The sequence below is a fragment of the Enorma shizhengliae genome (assembly GCF_009676995.1).
In the GTDB taxonomy this organism is placed as follows: Bacteria; Actinomycetota; Coriobacteriia; order Coriobacteriales; family Coriobacteriaceae; genus Enorma; species Enorma massiliensis.
The window spans coordinates 12,913-33,697 of record NZ_VTFZ01000016.1 but is presented as its reverse complement, the minus strand read 5'-3'; the positions used below and the strand labels follow the sequence as shown (position 1 = coordinate 33,697).

The 20,785-nt window shown below is 60.5% G+C and carries 22 protein-coding genes and 1 pseudogene; 16 read left to right on the top strand and 7 right to left on the bottom strand.

Features of this window, described 5'->3' with window-relative positions:
* Nucleotides 1-3 precede the first annotated feature (3 nt).
* The gene (locus GJE22_RS09765) at nucleotides 4-327 is read right to left on the bottom strand and encodes a type II toxin-antitoxin system HicB family antitoxin (protein WP_144688899.1); all 324 of its coding nucleotides are present in this window, start codon (nucleotides 325-327) and stop codon (nucleotides 4-6) included.
* A gap of 303 nt (nucleotides 328-630) precedes the next feature.
* Between GJE22_RS09765 and GJE22_RS09760 the strand changes: the two genes are divergently transcribed.
* The 5 genes from GJE22_RS09760 (at nucleotide 631) to GJE22_RS09740 (ending at nucleotide 5,549) form a co-directional block, all read left to right on the top strand.
* Nucleotides 631-1,074, top strand: a complete 444-nt coding sequence (locus tag GJE22_RS09760; RefSeq protein WP_144688898.1) for a helix-turn-helix domain-containing protein — start codon at nucleotides 631-633, stop codon at nucleotides 1,072-1,074.
* Nucleotides 1,071-2,756, top strand: a complete 1,686-nt coding sequence (locus GJE22_RS09755; protein WP_144688897.1) for a serine/threonine protein kinase — start codon at nucleotides 1,071-1,073, stop codon at nucleotides 2,754-2,756. Before GJE22_RS09760 ends, GJE22_RS09755 begins: the two co-directional genes overlap by 4 nt.
* A gap of 302 nt (nucleotides 2,757-3,058) precedes the next feature.
* The gene (locus tag GJE22_RS09750; RefSeq protein WP_144688896.1) at nucleotides 3,059-4,138 is read left to right on the top strand and encodes a helix-turn-helix domain-containing protein; all 1,080 of its coding nucleotides are present in this window, start codon (nucleotides 3,059-3,061) and stop codon (nucleotides 4,136-4,138) included.
* 15 nt (nucleotides 4,139-4,153) lie between these two features.
* A complete protein-coding gene (locus GJE22_RS09745) occupies nucleotides 4,154-4,729 on the top strand; it encodes a hypothetical protein (protein ID WP_144688895.1) in 576 nt (191 codons plus the stop codon).
* 46 nt (nucleotides 4,730-4,775) lie between these two features.
* Nucleotides 4,776-5,549: a hypothetical protein gene (locus GJE22_RS09740; RefSeq protein ID WP_144688894.1), complete on the top strand. Its 774-nt coding sequence runs from the start codon at nucleotides 4,776-4,778 to the stop codon at nucleotides 5,547-5,549.
* A gap of 36 nt (nucleotides 5,550-5,585) precedes the next feature.
* Here the strand turns inward: GJE22_RS09740 and GJE22_RS09735 are convergent, their stop codons facing one another.
* A complete protein-coding gene (locus GJE22_RS09735) occupies nucleotides 5,586-5,867 on the bottom strand; it encodes a helix-turn-helix domain-containing protein (protein ID WP_235895875.1) in 282 nt (93 codons plus the stop codon).
* A gap of 14 nt (nucleotides 5,868-5,881) precedes the next feature.
* On the opposite strand from GJE22_RS09735, the gene GJE22_RS09730 reads away from it, so the two are divergent.
* From GJE22_RS09730 to GJE22_RS09715, 5 genes and pseudogenes are all read left to right on the top strand, one after another.
* Nucleotides 5,882-6,538 (top strand): DUF4230 domain-containing protein, encoded by a 657-nt coding sequence (locus GJE22_RS09730; protein ID WP_144688893.1) that lies wholly within the window; start codon nucleotides 5,882-5,884, stop codon nucleotides 6,536-6,538.
* A gap of 28 nt (nucleotides 6,539-6,566) precedes the next feature.
* A pseudogene (locus tag GJE22_RS10335) lies at nucleotides 6,567-6,716 on the top strand (zinc-ribbon domain-containing protein); the annotation flags it as partial.
* A gap of 57 nt (nucleotides 6,717-6,773) precedes the next feature.
* On the top strand, nucleotides 6,774-7,601 hold the full coding sequence (locus GJE22_RS09725; RefSeq protein WP_235895874.1) for a hypothetical protein: 828 nt from the start codon (nucleotides 6,774-6,776) through the stop codon (nucleotides 7,599-7,601).
* 126 nt (nucleotides 7,602-7,727) lie between these two features.
* Nucleotides 7,728-8,018, top strand: a complete 291-nt coding sequence (locus tag GJE22_RS09720) for a hypothetical protein (RefSeq protein ID WP_144688891.1) — start codon at nucleotides 7,728-7,730, stop codon at nucleotides 8,016-8,018.
* The gene (locus tag GJE22_RS09715; protein WP_144688890.1) at nucleotides 8,011-8,292 is read left to right on the top strand and encodes a hypothetical protein; all 282 of its coding nucleotides are present in this window, start codon (nucleotides 8,011-8,013) and stop codon (nucleotides 8,290-8,292) included. The genes GJE22_RS09720 and GJE22_RS09715 overlap by 8 nt, the downstream gene beginning before the upstream one ends.
* A 128-nt stretch (nucleotides 8,293-8,420) precedes the next feature.
* On the opposite strand, the gene GJE22_RS09710 is transcribed toward GJE22_RS09715, so the two are convergent.
* Both GJE22_RS09710 and GJE22_RS09705 read right to left on the bottom strand, forming a co-directional pair.
* The gene (locus tag GJE22_RS09710; RefSeq protein ID WP_186297463.1) at nucleotides 8,421-8,750 is read right to left on the bottom strand and encodes a type II toxin-antitoxin system RelE/ParE family toxin; all 330 of its coding nucleotides are present in this window, start codon (nucleotides 8,748-8,750) and stop codon (nucleotides 8,421-8,423) included.
* On the bottom strand, nucleotides 8,743-9,042 hold the full coding sequence (locus GJE22_RS09705; RefSeq protein ID WP_144688888.1) for a type II toxin-antitoxin system Phd/YefM family antitoxin: 300 nt from the start codon (nucleotides 9,040-9,042) through the stop codon (nucleotides 8,743-8,745). Before GJE22_RS09705 ends, GJE22_RS09710 begins: the two co-directional genes overlap by 8 nt.
* Nucleotides 9,043-9,243: 201 nt before the next feature.
* On the opposite strand from GJE22_RS09705, the gene GJE22_RS09700 reads away from it, so the two are divergent.
* Nucleotides 9,244-9,585, top strand: a complete 342-nt coding sequence (locus GJE22_RS09700) for an arsenate reductase family protein (RefSeq protein ID WP_019127836.1) — start codon at nucleotides 9,244-9,246, stop codon at nucleotides 9,583-9,585.
* 179 nt (nucleotides 9,586-9,764) lie between these two features.
* Nucleotides 9,765-10,376 (top strand): NAD(P)H-dependent oxidoreductase, encoded by a 612-nt coding sequence (locus tag GJE22_RS09695; RefSeq protein ID WP_144688887.1) that lies wholly within the window; start codon nucleotides 9,765-9,767, stop codon nucleotides 10,374-10,376.
* 289 nt (nucleotides 10,377-10,665) lie between these two features.
* Here the strand turns inward: GJE22_RS09695 and GJE22_RS09690 are convergent, their stop codons facing one another.
* On the bottom strand, nucleotides 10,666-11,529 hold the full coding sequence (locus GJE22_RS09690) for a mechanosensitive ion channel family protein (RefSeq protein ID WP_144688886.1): 864 nt from the start codon (nucleotides 11,527-11,529) through the stop codon (nucleotides 10,666-10,668).
* A gap of 253 nt (nucleotides 11,530-11,782) precedes the next feature.
* Between GJE22_RS09690 and GJE22_RS09685 the strand changes: the two genes are divergently transcribed.
* The 3 genes from GJE22_RS09685 to GJE22_RS09675 all read left to right on the top strand — a co-directional run bounded on the left by GJE22_RS09685 (nucleotide 11,783) and on the right by GJE22_RS09675 (nucleotide 16,891).
* Nucleotides 11,783-12,973, top strand: a complete 1,191-nt coding sequence (locus tag GJE22_RS09685; RefSeq protein ID WP_235895873.1) for an NAD(P)-dependent oxidoreductase — start codon at nucleotides 11,783-11,785, stop codon at nucleotides 12,971-12,973.
* A gap of 92 nt (nucleotides 12,974-13,065) precedes the next feature.
* Nucleotides 13,066-15,582: an excinuclease ABC subunit UvrA gene (locus GJE22_RS09680; RefSeq protein WP_144688885.1), complete on the top strand. Its 2,517-nt coding sequence runs from the start codon at nucleotides 13,066-13,068 to the stop codon at nucleotides 15,580-15,582.
* A 253-nt stretch (nucleotides 15,583-15,835) separates the two neighbouring features.
* Nucleotides 15,836-16,891, top strand: a complete 1,056-nt coding sequence (locus GJE22_RS09675) for a hypothetical protein (protein WP_144688884.1) — start codon at nucleotides 15,836-15,838, stop codon at nucleotides 16,889-16,891.
* A gap of 303 nt (nucleotides 16,892-17,194) precedes the next feature.
* Here GJE22_RS09675 and GJE22_RS09670 read toward each other — a convergent pair whose 3' ends face one another.
* Together GJE22_RS09670 and GJE22_RS09665 are read right to left on the bottom strand one after the other, a co-directional pair.
* The gene (locus GJE22_RS09670) at nucleotides 17,195-17,866 is read right to left on the bottom strand and encodes an AroM family protein (RefSeq protein WP_144688883.1); all 672 of its coding nucleotides are present in this window, start codon (nucleotides 17,864-17,866) and stop codon (nucleotides 17,195-17,197) included.
* Nucleotides 17,867-17,962: 96 nt separating this feature from the next.
* Entirely contained in the window at nucleotides 17,963-18,901 is a 939-nt protein-coding gene (locus tag GJE22_RS09665) for a DUF1177 domain-containing protein (RefSeq protein WP_144688882.1), read from the bottom strand.
* Nucleotides 18,902-19,148: 247 nt separating this feature from the next.
* Between GJE22_RS09665 and GJE22_RS09660 the strand changes: the two genes are divergently transcribed.
* Entirely contained in the window at nucleotides 19,149-20,762 is a 1,614-nt protein-coding gene (locus GJE22_RS09660) for an ABC transporter substrate-binding protein (protein ID WP_144688881.1), read from the top strand.
* Nucleotides 20,763-20,785 lie beyond the last annotated feature (23 nt).

The following is a 20,785-nucleotide window of genomic DNA, read 5'->3' as shown; positions in this document are numbered from 1 at the left end:
ATATTAGATTCGCGACACTAACAGCTGGTTGATGGATACATGAGCCTCCGCCGCCTCGATGGCAACTCGTCGGTGCTGCTCGGGTGTCATGCGCAAGGGAAACTTTCCGCTGAACCGACGACGCCCCAAGGGGATTGGCGGCTGCTCTCCTGCTTCAGCCATATCGGAAAGCACATCGCCAACAAGGCCAACCAAGCCGTTCAAGGCGTCCTGTTGATGGTCGGCGATATGGGAGAGACTGGGGAATTCCGCGACCGTTGCGACGTAGCCCTCATCCTCATCGGACCAGAAGACGCGATAGGTGTACTCATCTGCCTTGATATCCATCGTTCACCACCCGTTCTACTGCGGCTATCATCTGACGTACTTGATATGGGGAGACCATGCCGCCGCGGTTTTGGATGTTGACCCGCGGGTCTCCGACCCAAGTGTGTGCACAAACATATGTTCTATATACTAGAACAGATGTTCGTACTTTGCAAGAAACACTCTGTCCTGTTTTCGCATATCCTGTTTCTGCACACGGAGGGGCATGAGCAGGCTTCAAATCGTTCATGGCTCTCCATGAGAAGCCATCTTCTACAGAAAGGGTATCATGGTGATGCTGCGCGGAAGGTGAGAGGGGGAGGCATGACCGAGGAACATCTGACGGCGGACTTACTCAAGCAGCTTTCCGCTGCTGCAAGACCAGAAGACTACCTGCTCCAGGGCGAGACCATCGATCGAGAGCTGTCGGATTACCTCAATGAGCTGAGAAATGATCGCGGTATGAAGCGCGCTGCGGTGGTACGCGAATCTGCGGTGAACGAAACCTTTGTTTATGACATCTTCAAAGGGAAGAGCCTCCCCGGTCGCGACAATGCTCTCAAGCTTGCATTTGCTTTGCGCTGCAGTCTCATTGAAACGCAGCGGATTTTGCGGCTTGCAGGCGTTTCAGAGCTTTGGCCCAAACGCTCACGTGACGCGGTCATTATCTGGTGCATCGAACGTGGCCTCACGCTGGCGCAATGCGATGACGAGCTCTATCGCCTGGGTGAGCAAACGCTGGTAAACCCAGAGGATGATTCCGCATGAGCCAAGACGGCAAGCGCGTTCTGCATGGGATGAATATCGACGATGTCTACGTGGTCGAGCGCCAGCTAGCGCATGGAGTCGACGGTGTGACGGAGCTCGTGTCGCTCGACGGCACCGGGCCGTTTGTGCGTAAGCGCATTCCGACCGATCGGGCGCACCGCATGGTGTGGGCCGCGCTTTCCGAATGCGATAGCCCGCATCTTCCGCATGTTCACGCCGTGTATGAGATGCCCGATGAGTATGTTGTGGTATATGACTACGTACCGGGTAAAACGCTTGAGGACGCCATGGGGGAGCGAGGGCATCTTCCGCTGGTTGAGGTGGCGCCGATCCTTGCGTCTCTATGCGAGGCTACGGCCGAGCTCCATGCGCACGGGATAATCCACGCGGATATTGCCCCTCGTAACGTGGTGCTCGCTGCTGACGGTGCGCATCTTATTGATTTCGGAATCGCGCAGATGGCGTTCGACGAGCCGAAGCGCGATGATGCGGCGTGGGGGACCAGGGGGTTCGCCGCGCCAGAGCAGCACGGCTTCGCGGCGATGGACGCGAGGTCCGATATCTATGCTATCGGCCGGCTTGCAGGGTATCTGTTGACGGGTGCGGTGCTGCCAGACAAGACCTTCGAGGGCGAGCTCCGCTGCTCGGGAGTGGTGCCTGAGGGCGTGTGCCGGGTGCTGGGACGCGCTTGCGCTTTCGAGCCGAGCGCTCGCTACCAAACGGCCAAGGACCTTGCAACTGCGTTTGCCGCAGCATGTGCGGGAGATGCTGCTCCAGCGAGTCAGAGCACTCCTCCGGTAGGCTGGCCGGCGTACGAGCAAAACGCCACGTATGCAAGGCAACCTGCGCCGCATGATTCGGAGCCTATCAAGCGGAGCGGTGAACGGCCGCCCCTGTATCGCAAGGTCATCATGCTCGCGCTCACGGCTCTTGCCATCGCATGCGCGATAACTGCCATGTATCTGCTGGTCTCCGATAGGTCAACTCCACATAGGGCACAGCAAGATACGCCGATATCGATGTTGGCGAATAGCTCTGGCGGGTATGAAGACACGGGCGATGCCTATGCAGGCAACTCATCGACCGATTTGGTCGAAAAGGCTGTTGAAGGTCTTAGAATTGCCGAATCGACGTGGTACGTATCGAACGGATTCGTGCATTATGCGATAGCGATAGAAAACGCGAGCGACGACGTGGTCGCACTGTTCCCTACGGTGACCATAACGGGCAGAGCGGAGGACGGCAGCGTCCTCTTCTCGAGCGAACAGGTACTCAATGAGCTGTATCCAGGTGAGACCAGGTATTGGGGGAGCATAGCGGGCGACGGATCGTCGGTGCCGGCTAGCGTTGAGTTTTCTATGAGCCGACCGGCAGACGGAGAGGTGCAAGCTGCCTCGGGCGAGCCAAGTAGGCTGAGCGTATCTAACGTTTCGACAAGAAGGAACCAGTTTTCTGACGTCGTCGTTACAGGTGAGGTGACCCTGGAATCGCTTTCTGCGGGAAGCACCGCTTCCCAAGTGCAAGTTATTGCTATCGGGCGCGACGCTCAGGGTGCTATGGTCTTCGGATTCGAGGGATATGTCTCGCTGCCTGCGGAGGGCGACACGGTGCCGTTTGGAGTAACCAGCTTCGATGACGTTCCCGAGTTCGAAACGGTTGAGGTCTACGCTTACACCTGGTAGGCGGGCCGGTCTACCAACTTGGCGGCTGAGCTCTCCACTCCTATTCTCACTGCAAGGCGAATGCTTGCGATTGGTGTCTGCCGTCGCGGGCGCTTCGTGCCCATAACGGGCAGAGCGGGTGCGCGCCTGCGCGGACGGCGCGCCAGCACCGTGCCGCCCGTATAACCGTCCGTTCGCCGGAACGTTTCCAAAACTCAGTTGGCAACTGAGGAAACCCCGAGACTTCTCGCGAAAATTGCAATCGCTCTTCCGGAAGAGCCCGCCCACAGGGCGGTGCTGCGGTTCTCCAGAAGGGAGTTGCGATGAAAGAAAGGCAAGGGCTTGGAGCTACGGGCGCGGGGCGTGAGCTGCGTGCCTGGCTGCTCGGCCGCTCGCCGGGCCTCGGTGTTCACATGCTTGCCGCCCGCTTACCGGGCGGTACAGCATGGAGGGCGAGGGAGGTGCCTATGTGGAAGCGGTCGGACGTTGAGCGCCTGACGGGCCTCACGCGCCACATGATCCAGGACCTATGCAACCCCAATACCAGCAGGGATGGCCTGGGGTTCTGGGAGCCGGCGATATCCAAGCCGGGGTATTCGCGCTTTGACGAAGGCGATCTGCTGGCGTTCTACCTAGTGCGCCAGCTCATGAAGGCTGGGTTCACGCTCAAAGAGATCGAGTCGGCGGTGTTTGATCTGATGGAAGATGACGATTCGTTTGAGCGCACGCTGCGTCGGAAGGCGACGGTGCTTCATCGGCGCCGGGCTGAGCTCGATAGCAAGCTGAGTGCGCTCGAGTATTTGGAGGTGGCCGCGACGGCGGCGACCGATGATCGCCTGTACGCCGTGATGGAGGTCGCATTAACGCAGAGTGCTGAGCGCGCTGTGCAAGTTGCGACGACTGAGACACAGGCGGCGGAGGCGGATGAGGTGCTTGTGCGTCGTGGCATGCGCGAGCTGGTTGCTGCCGTGCTTGGCGTGTTGCGTGGCGAGGGCGCGCCTGCCGAGATGGGCGGGCGCGGGATTGCCCCGCTAGTTGCTGGCTGGGCGAGAGCAGTTGCCGACCTTCTTGCCGATGACGCGGCGCCTGCCACCGCCGGTGCCCAGAGGCTGATCCGGAAGATGGCGCATGCAGTTGCGGGCGAGGGTGCGAGTGCGGGCAGGCACGCTGGCAACGCGTGCGACGCCCTTGCAAGCGAAGACGCCGGCAACGCACGTGACGTCCTTGCAAGCGAATGCACCAGTAGCGCACGCGATGCTCTGGCGGTCCGTGCCCTCGCCGCATTCCTCAACGAATCGGAAAACGGCGTTCCCATCGAGCTCGTTTTTGGCGAGGGCTCGTTCGCGTTTCTCGCGCAGGCAGCTGTAGCCCGCGTGAACGATATGGATAAGCAGCTCAGATAGAAGGGATGGCTGGATATGGGAGAGGCAAAGATGCCGCGCGCGGGGTTGGGGGCAGCGCGCCTCGTGGCTCGTATCGCGATGGTCGTAGGCGCCCTCATGTTGGTGGCGGCGTTCTTCTTGCCATGGGCTTCGGCGGGGGACGAGTTCCGCGATGCTGCAGCGCTCGCACCCGACGTTGTGTTCTATGAGCCAACGGGGATGACGGTTTCCGGTGCGACCGATATCTCGCTCATGGAGTACGCCCAGGTGTATGGCTCCATGGGAGGAACGTGGCAGGTATATATGGTCATCATGTACGCGACGGTGGGCGTAGCCGCTGTTGCCTTGGTTTTCGCTGCATTTGGGAGGCCCGTTCCAACGGTGGTCTTCGGCATCGCAGCCTTTGCTGTCTCACGCCTTTTGGTGTGGGACTTCGGTGATCGCGGGGTGCTTCCCAGCAGTACGCACGATTGGGGCCTCGCGCCAGCGGTGTACGTCGTTGGCCTTGTTGTGGTGTTAGCTGCGTCGGTTTGGATGTTCATGCTCAAGCGGCAGGAGGGCAAACGTCAGGGGAAAGACGCTTCCGCTCGGCCGGCGGGGGCGCCTCGCTAGATGTGCTGGAGCAAAACGTAATGGTATTCGAGGTAAGGAGAGTACGATGAAACGATTCTGGATGATTGCTGCGATGGGTGCCTTGGCCATCGTCCTTACGGGTTGCAACAATGGGGGAGGTGCTGAGCCCTCTGCGGCGGGATCGCAGTCGGCGGGGCAGGACGCGTCTGCTGGCGCGGCCTCCGCTCAGCAGAGCACGGTCGAAGCGGGGAGCCCGGAGGAGGTTCTCGCCAATATACAGGCCGATTTTAACGATACCGCTCAGAAGTTGTATGACGAGCAGGCGGCGATGTTTGATGAGGTTGGTGAGAGCTTTGACGACTATACTGCCAACCAGCAGCTCGTTAATGACTGGTACGCGCTTGCGCTGAGCGAGACGGAGGCGCTTGGAGAGCGCACCTATGAGAACAGCAAGGTGTACTTCCAATCGGTGATTAACACGGTTGATCCCAGTGACGATGATGCAATTCACGATGCCATCGAAGCGTACTATGATGCGATTTATGAAGACGCCTATGGCGACTACTACGATGCCGTCTACGAGGACGCGTTCAAGGACGCCTATGATCAGTTCTACGACGGCATTCTTGCTGATGCGCTTGATGCTGAGGACTATGGTGTCGTTTCGGATGCAAGGTCTGAGGAGTATGACAGCTGGTCCGATGCGCGCTCGGACATCTATAACGCGATTTCCGATGCTCGTTCGGATGTTTACGATGTGAGCTCCGATGCATACAGCGCGTACTATGACGATGAATTCATTCTCGATGAAATCTTCCGGGATCCGGTCGTCAACGTGAAAAAGAATGACGAGGAGTAAGGACCTGGAGGCGCGGTGCCGTTCGGTCCAAGTGGCTTAGAACTCCACGAGTTCGCGCACCGGCGTATCAAGCGCTCGCGCGATGCAAATGAGGATATCGATGCCGATGTCGGCCGTTCCTGTCTCAATCTTCCAGAGATAGGAACGGCTGATTCCCGTCATGAGGGCAAGTTGCCGCTGCGAGATGCCTTGCTCGGTGCGAACGGCCCTGATCCGGGAGCCCAAACTTCTCTTTTCGCGCACGTTATCCATGTTCTGAGCATACGTGCGGTATAGTGTGATGTGGCTCACTGTAGAGAGCATATATCGGGGAAGCATGATTGGGGTGCATCATGGCATTTAATCTATCGAAGGGAAAGATGAAGCTGGCAAAAGCTGGTGCTATCGGCGCGTTAGTCGGCCTGTTGCTGGGTATCGTGGGCACGCTATTTCTCTCAAATTACAATCCGCCCGATGACAACTCGCATAACGAGGCGTCGGTCGTATTCGGTAGAATCGTTTCTCAGAATGAGCTCGTATCGGTTTCGCAGGATTACAACATCGTCGATAAAGTCTCAGACGCTAATTCTTTTTTCGGATTATTCGATATTCCGTTTACTGGGAACAGCTTTTGGTATCGCTATACCGGGACAATTAAGGCTGGCGTGAACTTGGAGACGGCGAATATCGACGCGCAGGGGACCAAGATTACCATCACGCTCGATCCCGCGTACATTATTTCGAACGAGCCGGATATGGATCAGTCCGGGGTGCTCGAAGAGAACAACAACGTCCTTAATCCAATTCACGTAGATGATGTTGACGAGTTTCAGCGTTGGTGCATTGAACAGAGCGAGGCGGACGCAATTGAAGGCGGTTTGCTCGAGGACGCCCAGGTTGAAGCGGAAAGCAGGCTGTCTAATCTCTTTTACGTTGCGCTCGGAGACGAATATACCGTTGAATTTGTCTGGCGCGAGGCACCGTTAGAGACGGAAGAGGCTGCGGATTAAGTCGAGCCGCCTTGAGCGGGGAACTTTGATGATGAAGAACAGGTGCACTAGCGCATGCGGCCGTCGATGCAGCGCACCTTCGGTCTCACACGCAGAGTTGGGGGCTACTATGGCGTTTTGCGCTTCTTGCGGAAATCAGTTGGCACACGGAGCTCGGTTTTGTCCCAAGTGCGGTGCTCCGGTCGATTCTACTCGGGAAGATGCAGCGCCAGATGGCGCGGAGCTTGCGGTTCCTGTGCCCAAGGCTGAATCATCGCAAGCGTCAGAAGATGAGCTGTTCGAAAAAGCCCTCGATATGATCGGGGTGGTATCGAAGATTCAGTTTATCAAGGTCGATCGCAGCGATTTTCTCACCAAGCAGTTCGCGAACTCCCCGTATCTTGAGCAGATACTTGCTGACGGACCGCAGGTAGTGTATTCCGCCGACGCGTTACGCAAAGAGGCAGACAAAGTGATTATGGAAAACACGACCAAGTCCGCTGCCACCTCTTTCGTCTCTGGCCTTCCATCAAATCCAGTTGTTATGGTTGCTGCCGGCGGAGCCGACGTGGTGCAATACTTCGGCTTCGCTATGAATCTTGCCCAGAAACTTGCCTATCTCTTTGGCGAAGACGCGCTGTTTATCGACGGAACCTCCGATATGCCGCTTGAGGCCAAGTATCGTGTGGTTGCATATCTTGGCGCCATGTTCGGAGCGGGTGGTGCGGCGAAGCTCATTTCAACCACATCGGTTAAGGTGGGCGAACAGGTTGGTAAGCGCGTGGCGGCAAAAGCGCTTACCAAGACGGCGTGGTACCCGCTGTTCAAAAAGGTCGGCTCGCTGGTTGGTCAGAAGATCACGAAGAAAACGGTCGAAAAGACCATCACCAAGGCCGTTCCCGTCATTGGCGGTGTTGTTTCCGGTGCGTTGACGTTCGTCACCTTTAAGCCAATGGGCGAGCGGCTCGCGGATGTGTTCACTCAGAACTTGAAGGGCGAGTTTGCCACCGATGGCGTCTTGGAGCTCAATCCAGAGTTTGTCGCAACGTTGGACGCGGAGTCTGGTCGCGCATTGACGGAGTAGGATGGATGCTGCTTCGGCTGATGTTGCGAGCATCAACGTGGGAACACGCGACAACGATGCCCCCTGTTCTGTACATAATTATGTACGTTATTAGCTACAATATAGTCTGAGACCAAGGAGGTGGCCATGGATGCAATCTATTCGGCAACGGCGCTGCGCGATCATCCCCGTGAGGTGAAGCGTGCTGCTCAAGAGCGTCTCGTACGCATTACCGAGAACGGCAAAGGCGCCTATGTGTTTTGTTCTGAGGAAGTCTTTCAGCAGCAGATAGACGATGCGGTCGAACGTGCTCTATACGTGCAGCGCGCTGAGGCGGCGATTGATGCGGGGCGGCGTGCGTTCGAAGCGGGGGACTATATCGAGGGCATCGATGCCGCTCGACAGGCAGTGGCAAAGCGGCGGGTTCCTCGTGGCTAAGCTGCTGTTCACCGCTCCGTTTCTCGATGATCTGGCCCAACTCGATGAGCGAGTTGAGGCAGAGGTGTGGCGCAAGCTCGAATTAGTGCAGAGCGTGCCGGGCGTGGGCACTTCTCTTGTTGAGCCCCAGCTCATCCGCTCGTATGGCACATCCTGCCTGAAGATAGCTGTTTTTGGCTTTGATGCCCTGTATGAGCGACATCCCGCTGCCGACGATGCGGGTGATGAGTTCGTTGTTGTTTTGGGAATCATCTCCCAGCGGCGCGTTCGCTGAGCGTATCAGCGTTTCACGCATCGCGACGCCCGGTAGGTGGTAGACGCCTGTAGCGATGTCCGCATACCGTCGCGATGCATACGTGGTAGAAAAATGCTCCAAATGGATTATCTCGGATTGCTTTGCCGCTAAAGCTCTTGTTCGGCAATTGCTAGCCGTTCGCTCACGTTGGCTCTTGCAAACAACACGCGGGCAATAGTGACGCGCTGGGTATCTTCCTCGACCCAATAGAATGCGACGTAGTGGCCTGAGCGTATGGTTCGATACTCATGGGCAAGCGGTCGAACCGGTACGTATACGGAGCGACGGTACGGCATGCTGGTCAGGCTTTCCGCAGCAGCGATGATCCCTTCAATGGTGCGAGTTGCCGCTTCAGGATTATCAAGGGCAAGGGTAATGTACCGTGCGATATCTTCGAGGTCCTGCCGAGCGGTAGGAAGATATGAAACGCTATACATGGCTGGCGGCATAGGTTTGCTCGGCGGCCCTTGAAATGACGTTTCGAATCGACTCCAGCACCTCATCTGAAGAGTATCGCGTGCCCGTCGTTTCGGCTTTGCGCTCTGCCTCCTGCAGTTTTGCGTATACGCGGCTATCAAATTCCAACGCCTCGTACGTCTCCATGCTCATGACCACCATGTCGCCGACGCCGTTTTTTGTGAGGAATATAGGCTCGCCGCTATCGTGCACATCCCGCGAAATCTCGGCAAACTTGTTGCGAAGGTCGGATATGGGGCGAATGCTTTGCATGACAGCTCCTCAAAGTACAGATGCCTTAGCTATCATAATTATGATAGCTAAGGCAAAGAGCAGGAGCAAGAACAATAGCCTGGAGTAAATCGTCGCTGTTCGGAGAGTATAAATATGAGCAAAGCTTTTCTGATCCATGGTAGCCTGTACCGTGGTTAGACAACTTCTTTTGAGCAGGCGAATGAAAAAGAGGTGGCTTGCATGAACATCCAGATCTTCGGAACCAAGAAGAGCTTCGACACCAAGAAGGCGCAGCGCTACTTCAAGGAGCGGCGCATCAAGTTCCAGTTCATCGACCTGCGCGAGAAGGAGATGAGCAAGGGCGAGCTGCAGAGCGTGATGCGCGCGGTGGGCGGTCTCGACGCGCTCATCGACCCCAAAGCCAAGGACCAGGACACGGTCGCGCTCATCACCTACCTCGCCGAGAGCCAGAAGTTCGACAAGCTGCTGGAAAACCAGCAGATTCTGCGCGAGCCCATCGTCCGTAACGGCAAGCAGGCCACAGTGGGCTACGAACCCGATACCTGGAAGACCTGGGAGTAGCGGTGCCCTTCGCTGCTGCGTTCTAGGGAGGCTGCGGCACAAACGGCCCGATGCGCCCGCATCCCCAGAGCGAAGCCGCTCCCTCCACCCGCCGGCCCGCGCCCTCCGCGGTGCCCATGCCCAGCCAGACTGTCGCTTCTGCCGCCGTCATCCATCTCGCGCCTCCGAAAGGAACCCCCATGAGCACCCTCATCGTCTACTGCCACCCCTACGAGCAGAGCTTCTGCCACGCGATGCTCGATGCCCTCTGCGAACGCTACGACCGCGAGGGCACTCCGTACCAGGTCATCGACCTGCATGCAGACGGCTTCGACCCCGTCCTCTCGCGCGACGAGCTCGCGGTCTACGGCGAGGGCACGGCGCTCGATCCGCTCGTGACGCGCTACCAGGGGCTCGTCGCCGGCTCCGACCGCCTCGTGTTCATCTTCCCCATCTGGTGGAACGACATGCCCGCCATGCTTAAGGGCTGGCTCGACAAGGTGCTGCTGCAGGGCTTCTCGTGGGAGCCCACGGGCGCGGGCCTCAAAGGCACGCTCACCTACATCACATCGGCAGAGGTCTACACCGCGTCTTCGAACCCCACCGAGTTCCTGCGCGAGCAAACCGGTGACGCCATCCAGCGCATGTTCATCGAAGGCACGCTGTGGCAGCTCGGTATCTCGAGCGGTACCTGGGAGAACTTCGGTAGCATGGATGTCTCCACGGAAGAGGAGCGCGCGGCGTTTTTGCGGCGGCTGGCGGGGAAGGACGAGTGGCCCGGCGTGCTGCGGCTGGCAGGGAAGGACGAGTGACCCGGCGTGCGGCGGCTGGCCGGGAAGGGCGCATAACCGGCGTCCAGCGGGCTTTTCGGCGGTTTCCCCGGGGGGCGCGTACTTGGTTTTGTATGATTTGAGGCGGTCTACTTTAGCGACTGCCCAAAAACTGAAAAACTCATCTTTACCAGGCAGGCAGTCTACCTGCTAAAACGCAGTGTTTCCGCAGCTCGATGAGTTTGGAGATTTTTCAACTTTTGGGCAGTTTATCCCGGGGCCATAAAGTAGACCATGCGAACAATGAATAAAACCAATGCGATTCTGCATATTATCCCAGCATTGCCGCAATGGCGCGCACAACGGCATCCTTGGCGGCGGAGGTTTTGCTCGCGTCGGCCACCGTCAACACGACGCTGCCCTTGATGCCCAGCTCGCCAACCTCGGAGAAAAACACGCTGGGCCCGTCGGTCACGGCCGACGCGCTTTCTGCTGCGCGGCGCGCCTCGGCAATGATCTGGGCGGAGAGCTCGTCGAGGTCGACGGGTTTGCCCGCACGCGCGCGGTCGCGCGCGGTGGTAGCCTCGTCGTTCCCGGCGGCGCTGGCATCCCCGCGACGCGCCTCGAGTTCGCGCAGCGTGGGATAGGTGCGCGGCACGCTGAAGGGCACCGTTACCCGGCTTGCAGGCAGAAGGTGCACGAGCGCCGTCGTGGAGATGATCGAGTTGGGGATGATCACCGTCTGGCCCAGGCTGTCCTTGATGGTGGTGTGGCGCCATGTAACGTCCTGCACCACGCCGCGCTCGCTGCTCACCTCGATGTTGTCGCCGGGCTTCACGATGCCCATGAACGTAACCTGGAGTCCGCCAATGAGGTTGGAGAGCGTGTCTTGGAAGCCGAGCGAGACGGCGATGCCGCCGACGCCGAGGGCGGCGATTACCGAGCTCGTGTTGACGCCGAAGCAGCTGTCGAGCACGATGCTCGCGCTGACGATCCAAATGATGGCGCGCACGATGTTAATGATGATGCTCGAGCTGGGCAGCGGGTTGCTATCGTGGTGCAGCATGCGCATTGCCGCCTTGACAGTAAGCTTTTCGACCACCCGTGTCGCTATCACGATGATGACCGCCCATGCGACTTGTTGGAAAAGCGGGTGGGTGACGATTGCCTGAATGCTGGAAAGAACGCCGTCCATGATGCTCCGGTTCTCGCTGCGATGGTCCTTCTCCCATGGTACCCGAAGCGCCGTGTTCCAGTCTTGGCCGATGGGCGGTATCGGGGGCAGCGGGCTGCGGGCACGGTGGACTTTGCGCAGCAGATCGGGCACGAGACGGGCGGCGGGCGGCGCTATCCGTTCGGGTTGCGGTCGGGCTGGATCTTGGCGGCAATGTTAGAATCCAGCTTGACAGGAGCAGCCAGGGCGATTGATGTGACGGGTAGTGACGAGCATGAACATTAAACTCTACGAGCTGCGGGAAGACGAGAAGCCGGCGTTGGCCGAGGTCATGGCTCGAATCGGGGCTGGCGACGCTCGAGTTGGGGGCGACGCTCGGATGGCGGGCGACGCCCAAGTGGCAGGCGGCACCCAGGTGGCGGGCGACGAGCCGGTTGGCACGGGTGCGGCCTCGCGGGTAGGCGACGCTGCGAAACCAGGCGCGGCCCCGCAGGCGAGCGACGCTCCGAAGCGGGGCGCTGCTCTGCAGACGTGCGCGGCCCCGTCCGACATCACGATCGATGCCGTTCCCGACGAGCTCGGGATCGAGAACGTGGCGAGCGCTCAGGGCTTCGATGCGGTGGTTATCTCGGGCAGGAGCGCTATGACGGCCGAGGTGCTCGACCGGCTTGCGGAGCTCGGGGTGAAGTACCTCGCCACGCGCACCGTGGGCGTTGACCATATCGACGTGGCGCATGCACACGAGCTCGGGCTGCGCGTATGCAACACCGGCTACCCGCCCGAGGGCGTGGCGGAGTTCGCTGTGATGCTCATGCTTATCGTGCTGCGCCGCTACAAGCCGACGCTCTGGCGCCAGCAGGTGAACGACTACTCGCTCGGCGGGCTCGAAGGGCGCGAACTCGGCCGCCTTACCGTGGGAATCGTGGGCACGGGCCGTATCGGCCAGCAGGTCGCGCGCATCTTGGGCGGTTTCGGCTCCAAGGTACTCGGCTACGATCCCTATCCGAGCGACGCGGCGCGCGCGGCAGGGATCGAGTACGTGCCGCTCGAGGAGCTCTACCGGCGCTCGGATGTTGTGACACTGCATGTTCCGCTTACGGAGGAGAACCGCGGCATGGTCGACGCCGAGGCCATCAACCAGATGCGCGATGGCGTGGTGCTGGTCAACGTGAGTCGCGGTGAGCTCATCGATGTGGCGGCTGTTACGAGTGCCATCGAGTTCGAGAAGATCGGTGCGCTCGCCATGGATGTGTTCGCAGACGAGGGGGGCATCTACCACGAAAGCCGCGTGAACGATATCATTCGCAACCGCGATATGGCGTACCTGCGGCAATTCCCCAACGTGGTGCTCACGCCGCACATGGCGTTCTATACCGATACCAATGTGAACAGCATGGTCGAGCAGGGCGTGCGGGGCGTGATCGCCATGGCCGAGGGTCCTGGCAGCTGGGCGAGCGAGGTGTAGCGGGGTGCGGTTTGCGCCGCATATCGCTGGCGCATGGCTACGTTCGGTCCAAAATCCGTTGTTATCCATGTTCGAGGTTCGATAGGGGAAATATGGCGCAGCGCGAACGGCGCCCACAGCCGACACATATCCACGTGCGCGGCGCACGGGTGCACAACCTGAAGAACATCGATGTCGACATTCCGCTTGGCGAGCTCGTGGGCATCGCGGGCGTTTCGGGCTCGGGCAAGAGCTCGCTCGCGCTGGGCACGCTCTATGCCGAGGGAAGTCGCCGTTATTTGGACGCGCTCTCCACCTACACGCGCCGGCGCATCAGCCAGTCCGCGCGCGCCACGGTAGACGAAGTGCGCCATGTGCCGGCAGCGCTCGCACTGCGCCAGCGCCCGGGCATTCCCGGCGTGCACTCAACCTTCGGAACCTCAACCGAGCTTCTCAACTACCTGCGTCTTGTGTTCTCGCGCTTGGGTAGCCACCGCTGCCCGCATTGCGGCGCGCATGCCGCGCCGTCCATGGCCGTGGCGCTCATGCAGCCCATCACGTGCCCGTCATGCGGCCGGGAGTTCTTCGGCCCCGGTGCGGAGGACCTTGCCTTCAACAGCGCGGGCGCATGCCCCACCTGCGGCGGAACGGGCATCGTGCGCACGGTGGACGAGGCTTCGCTCGTGCCGGATGAGTCCCTCTCCATCGACGAAGGGGCTGTGGCTCCGTGGAACACCCTCATGTGGGACCTCATGAAGCAGGTCGCGCGGGAGATGGGCGTGCGCACGGACGTGCCGTTTTGCGAGCTCACGCCCCAAGAGCGCGACATCGTCTTCCATGGCCCGGCGGAGAAGAAGCACATCCTCTACCACGCCAAGAAGGGTGACAACTTCGCGGAGCTGGACTTCACCTACTTCAATGCTGTCTACACGGTGGAGAACGCGCTCGCCAAGGCCAAGGACGAAAAGGGGCTCGCGCGCGTGGCCAAGTTCCTGCGCGAGGAGGTGTGTCCCGATTGCGGCGGCACGCGCCTTTCTGCGGCTGCGCGCGGGCCGGTGATCGATGGCATGACGCTCGGCGACGCCACACGCATGACGCTCGATGAGCTCGCGGCATGGGCGCCTGGCGTGCCCGCGCTCATGCCGGAGGAGCTCCGGCCCATGGCCCAGGTCATCGTGGCCGAGATGGCGGAGCCCATCTGCCGCCTGCAGCAGCTGGGGCTCGGCTATCTGAGCCTCGACCGCGCGAGCTCCACGCTTTCTACGGGCGAGCGTCAGCGCGTGCAGCTTGCCCGTGCCGTGCGCAACCGTACGAACGGCGTGCTCTACGTGCTTGACGAGCCGTCCATCGGCCTGCACCCTTCCAACGTCGAGGGCCTGCTCGGCGTGGTGGACGATCTCTTGGACGACGGTAACTCCGTGGTGCTCGTGGACCACGACGTGCGGGTGCTCCGCCACGCCGACCATCTGATCGAGATTGGCCCCGGTTCAGGTGCGGATGGAGGCAGCATCATTGCCCAGGGCGCGGTGGAGGAGGTCGAGTCCTCGCCGGCCACGCGCATCGGGCCGTTCCTCTCGGGTGCAAGGAGCGTGCGCGTGCGTGAGCGCGCGGCGGCTAGCGATATGTTCGTCCATGGCGCGGTGCGGCTCGAGACGGGGGCGATTCACACGGTGAGGCCGCTTGCGGTCGAGATTCCGCGAGGACGGCTCACCGCGGTCACAGGGGTCTCGGGCAGCGGCAAGACGACGCTTGTGCTGGAGAGCCTTATTCCGGGGTTGCGCGCAGCCATCGCGGGCGAGCAGCTACCAGCGCATGTGCGTGCCGTGGAGGCCGAGGGGCTGCGCCGCGCCAACCTCATCGATGCCACGCCCATTGGGGCTAACGTGCGCTCTACGGTGGCGACCTACTCCGGCGTGCTCGACGACCTTCGCCGCGCCTACGCCAAGCTGCCCGAGGCCAAGGAGCGTGGCCTCAAGGCGGGCGCGTTCTCGTATAACACGGGGAGCTTGCGGTGCCCGACCTGCGACGGCACAGGGCAGATTTCGCTCGACGTGCAGTTTCTCCCGGACGTTGACATCCCGTGCCCGGATTGCGGGGGCTCGCGCTATAGCGGTGCGGCGGCCGAGGTTCGCTTGGCGGGCGACATCAGCCTGCCGGAGCTTCTCTCCTATACCGTTGACCAGGCGCGTGATGCGCTTGCCGAGACCGGCCTGCGTTCGGCCAAGGCCAAGCTTGCGGTGCTTTCCGACTTGGGGCTTGGGTACCTTACGCTCGGCGAGGCCACCCCGGCGCTTTCCGGCGGCGAGGCGCAGCGCCTCAAGCTGGCAAGCGAGCTCACGCGCAGCCAGGAAGACGCGCTTTTCGTATTTGACGAGCCTGCGATTGGCTTGCATCCGCTTGACGTGGAGGTGCTCCTCGGTGTGCTGCAGCGGCTTATCGACAACGGTGCCACGGTGGTGGTGATCGAGCACGATCTGGATATGATCGCGAACGCCGACTACGCGATCGACCTGGGTCCCGGCGGGGGAGAGGACGGCGGGCGCATCGTGTGCGCTGGCGCTCCCGAGGAGGTCGCCGCGTGCCCGCAAAGCATTACCGGTCGCTACATCGCCGAGGAGCTGGGGCGTTAGGTTCTTATCGCATGTGCTTCGATGCAGCCGATGCGCCGCGGTTCCGTGATGTTTTTTAGTGCTTGCCAGCAGATTTTGATGCGTCCTGCGTACCCGCTTCTTCGATTTGGGTGCCTCTATCTGCACTGGTGAGATGAAGGGACGAACGCGGTTGGGTTGATGTTTGATGGGGGAGACTCCTGCTGACGATTCGGTAAGGTCGCTCTGATATTGGTAGACATATTTCCAATGTGCCAATCAAGGAGCATCGCCCGTGGACATGGTGCTTGCCGGGAGAACGGCCTTTCAATTCCATCGCATTCCACCGCAGGTTGCGATGCTCGTCAATGAGGAACTCGATGTTACGAGCGCACTGGGTCCTCGCATGCTCGCGCGCAGGCAGTCGTATTTCCATTACCTGACGACGCCACTGGAAATACTGGTGTTCGAAAGGCGGGCTAGGCACGCTTCCAAAGGCATTCATAGAACGCTATGGACCGGTGAGCTTCCTGTTGGGAGCGTTTGGGATATCGACGCTTATCTCAAGGTCGCCTCTCCGGCTTTCACGCTCTTCTTATTAGCCCAGCGTGTAAGCATAATCCAGCTCGTGATGGCGATGTATGAGCTTACGGGACGCTTCACCGTGTTTGCGGCTGATCCGAAGCATATGGAATACCTCGAGCATGCGGGCGCGCTGTCGGATGCCTCGTGGAGGCTTGCCCCGGGCCGGTCCGGTCAAAGCACCTTATGGATGCGTCCTCCTCTGGTAACCATAGAGGAGCTTTGGGATATGTGCGAGAAAACCAGAGGCAGAAGGGGGCACAAGACTTTCGAGCGCGCGCTTAAGGAAGTGAAGGGGGTCGTGGCGTCTCCCCTTGAGGCGAGGGCTGTGATCCGGCTGTGCGGCAGCCGTTTGCTTGGAGGCGAGGGGTTCGGCCCGGTGGAACTCAATTCCAAGGTTCGGTTTAGCCGGGCGGCACGGGCGGTTACGGGGCAGGACCACGGTATCGTCGACATATTGTTTCCCGCAGATGATAGGCATAAGGATTTTGCCTATGAGTGCCAAGGGCGAGCAGTGCATGGTCCATACGGTTTGACGGGCGCCGATGCCAACCGGCTGCTGGGCCTGCAGCTCATGGGCATAGATACGGCGCTTCTCACCTATGAGCAGCTGGCAGATCAATATAGATTCGAGCAGGTGCGCCGCCTAACCGCTGACAAGCTTCACGCGAGGTATCAAGAGAAGTCGGCTGCCCTGCTCGAGCATGAGAGACAGCTGAGAAGAGAGCTGTTTATTGATTGGGAAGATTTGTGCGGGGAGGTGCGATGAGGAGCGACACCTGTTTCTCACGGTTGGATTGGTGGAACAAGTGGCGCTTGCTTCACGGGAAGGCGTGGGTTACGCGAAGTACTCAAATACTTTTCCAGAAGTGAGTGCGAAAATGCCGACTCCCGAAGTAGACCATGTTTTTGGACAGGAAAACCGCAGATAATTTCTTCGGCAATAAGGTGGCTACTCGGGGATTCTCGAATTAGGCACTCACTTCTGAAATTATTTGCTCTGGGGCCATTCGAAAGGGATTCAAATAGCGGATGCCCAAGTCGCCGCGCGCCCTATTGATGGGCGCAGCGGCTAGCCAAGCAGCTCGGAAACGGTGCTAGCGACCAGCGTGCGTGGGAGCAGCACGTCGAGACCGGATTCGCGCCGCGCTATATCGCGCATCGACACGGAGAATCCCATGCAATCGAGGCAGAGGAACGCGCAATTGCTGCCGCGCAGGGAGCGCGCCGCGTGCGCGATTGCGTCGAGGTCGCCGTAGGGAGAAGCCTGAACTACCTGAATGGAAAGGCCCGCGTCGCCCCACCATGCGCGCGCTTGCTCCACCTGGGCTTTATCAGGGACCATAACAGCGATGGTTCGCCCGCCGGCAAGGGCGTGCGCGACGCTGTAGAACAAGGGCTGCGGGATGATGAGAGGGACCTTGTGGCGTAGCTCTGGGAAGCCGCCGGTGCAGAGCAGGATGATCGCATCGGCGCCTGCTGCCTCGGCTTCGTCGATGCGCTTCTGTACCAGCGGAACAATTCGGGTGCCTGAGAAGGTGGCCTGGCGCCCGTCGCGCATGCGCGACACGAGCACCTCGTCGCCGGGCAGCGGTTTGAGTTCGCGTTCGACCTCTTCGAGGGTCATGTCATCGAGTGTGCCGTATTCGATGAGCTCGAGACCGGGGGCGAGTTTGCTACGGATGTCGTCTGTCATATCGATCCGGGGCGACTGGCCAACGGTGATTCCTGCGATCGATCTCATGTCTGCCCCTTTCGCGGCTTGATCCGGCGGCCTTAACGGCGGTTCGTATGAAAAGTAGCGAGGGGTCCGCGCGGACCCCTCGCTCGAGATGCGATGCTAGTTTGCGCCGCCCATGGTCTGGTAGCGCTCCATGGTTCCGTAGAGCTCCACGAGATGGGCCCATTCGCCCTCATCGTAGAACTTGCAGGAACCGGCTCCGAAGAGCTTGGCGACCTCGACCGCGAAGCGCGCGGCTTCCTCCACATCGTTCGCGTGGGTGGCTCCGGTCGCGCAGCCGGCGACCATCTGCTCGGTGGCGATGGCCACGCCCACAACGGGGGCCGAGGTAGCGGTCGTGGGCTGCAGGATGCTGTTCAGGTGGTAAAGGTCGTTGCCGTAGGGGGTGATGTCCTGCTGGGACAGGGCAAAGACCTGCGGCATCTTACCGGTCACCCGGGTCATGACATCCATCAGGTCGTTCGCAACGGGCAGGATGTAGCCGTCTTTGGTAGTGGGGGAGATGGCGATGCCGTTCACGTTGATGATGCGGTTGCCCTTGGTGGTGTCGATGGAGACGATTGCCTCCATGCGCGGGTCGACCTCCATGCGATTCATGGTAGCCATATCAATGGGGGAGTCCATGAACGGCACGGGCTCGTGCGGGAGTGTCGGGGCGTCGGGGCAGACATGCGTCGCCACGATGACGTCACCGGGCAGGACATCGCCGGCGGCGTGCATCTCGACGAGTTTGAGCGCGCACGTGAGCGCGGCGAGCGCGCCATCGCCGTCCGATACCGCACCGATGAGCTCGGGGCGGGCGCCCAAGCCGCCAAGACGGCCGATCACGCCGAGGGTGGGCGCGTCTCCGCCTTGGCTCTTGCCGTTCGAGCCGGGGATGAGGATCTTGATGCAGTCGGTGCTACCTGCCTCGGAGCCCACGGTTTCCACGGTGACATCGGTCGCACCACGCGAACGAAGCAGCTCGGCGACCTCCTCGCCGTTGGCCTGGGGCTTGTCGATGAGGTCGTAGATTTCGAGCAGTTGACGCAAAAGCATGGCGCTCCCTTCGGTCGAAGTAGATATCCGAGAGCAAAGTCTAGCGCAAATGGGGGTGCCGAATTGTCTGGGAACGGTGTAGTTGCGCCGCCCATTGTTTCCTAATGGTGAACTGACGCGTTTCCCCGCCGGTGGGAGTTCGCCCTCCCTATAGTTACCTACAAGTTCCACACTCCGGTGCGCTAAAGCGCTTGCAGGAACAAGCGACACGCATCGCGCACCGGTACGGTCGGGGTTAGGAGTCGATATGAGCAAGTTGACGAGTAAGCACGTCACCCGTAGAGGGTTCCTGGGCTGCGTCGCCATGGCGGGTGTTGCCGGAGCCGGGCTTATGCAGGCGGGTTGCGCGTCCGGCGATTCGGGCGGATCGGGTTCCGCTGCCACCGTCGAGGGCGGCACGTTGAACATCTCGCTGGCATCGTCGCCGGCTTACCTCGACCCGGCAAAATATACCGGTGTCTACGAATCCCAGATCATCAACAACGTCTGCGACACGGTCGTGCAGTACAGCATGGACCTCTCGGAGATCGTTCCGGCGCTTGCGACCGAGTGGACCGTTTCCGAGGATGGTGCGACCTACACCTTCACGCTGCGCGATGACGTCGTCTTCCAGGCGGGCGAGTACCAGGATGGCCGCGCGATGACCGCCGAAGACATCAAGTATTCGCTGGAGCGTTCCGCCAACGACTCGGCCATGAACCGTCTCGACATGCTCGACCACTGCAACGTCATCTCCGACACCGAGATCGAGTGCGTGCTCACGAACCCCAACTCATCGTTCCTCACCGCGCTTACCGACGCGGGCAACGCCATCGTTCCCAAGGAAGAGGTCGAGGGCTGGGGCGACAGCTTCGGCGAGCACCTCGTGGGTACCGGTCCTTTCCGGATGGTGCAGTTCACGCGTGACCAGCAGACCGAGCTTGCGCGCAACGACGCGTATTGGGGCGAGAAGCCCAACCTCGATGGCGTGATCTTCAAGGTCATCACGGACGCCACGCAGTCCGCCAACGCCCTGTTCACGGGTGATGTCGACATGGTGACGGATCTCAAGGGCGAGTCGCTGCAGACCGTGGAGAACGATTCCAGCTATGTGGTCGATCGCATGGACGGTCTGAACATCGCCTACATCTACATGAACATGGTCAACGGCCCCACCGCCGACCAGCGCGTGCGCAAGGCGATCCTCATGGCGGTGAACCGCGAGGACCTCATCGCCGCAGGTTACCCCTATGGCGGCGCCTCCGAAGCGACGTTGCCGCTTCCCAAGGGCAGCTGGGGCTATGACGAGTCGGTCGAGAGTACGGTCCCGGAGTACGACCCCGAGGCGGCGCGCGAGCTCCTCGCCGAAGCCGGTTACCCGGATGGCTTCTCGATGAACTACTACACGAGCAACACGACCCAGCGCCTGGACATCGCAACAGTGTTCCAGCAGCAGGTCAAGGAGAATCTGAACATCGACGTCGAGATCCATACCAACGACTGGGGAGCGTTCTCCGAGGTTGCCGCTTCCGGCCAGGCCGACATCTACGCCATGGGTTGGAGCTGGTACCCCGATCCGTTCTTCTTCCTGAACAAGCTGTTCTCGAGCTCCGAGATCGGCGCCCTCGGCAACGGCGCGGGCTTCAGCGATCCCGAGGTCGATGACCTGCTGCAGCAAGCGCTCGAGGTCACCGACCAGGACGAGCGCGCGGACCTCTACAAGCAGGCGCTTGCCAAGATCGTCGCGCAGGATCCCATGCTCGTGTACGCGTCCGAGGAGGTCTGCACCGGACTCACTCAGAGCGTCCAAGGGTACGTGCAGCGTGCCGACCAGCTCGTCTACGTCGTCAACTCCGAGGTCAACATGTCCAAGACCGCGTAGCTTTAAGCCCTGCTGCCTGAATG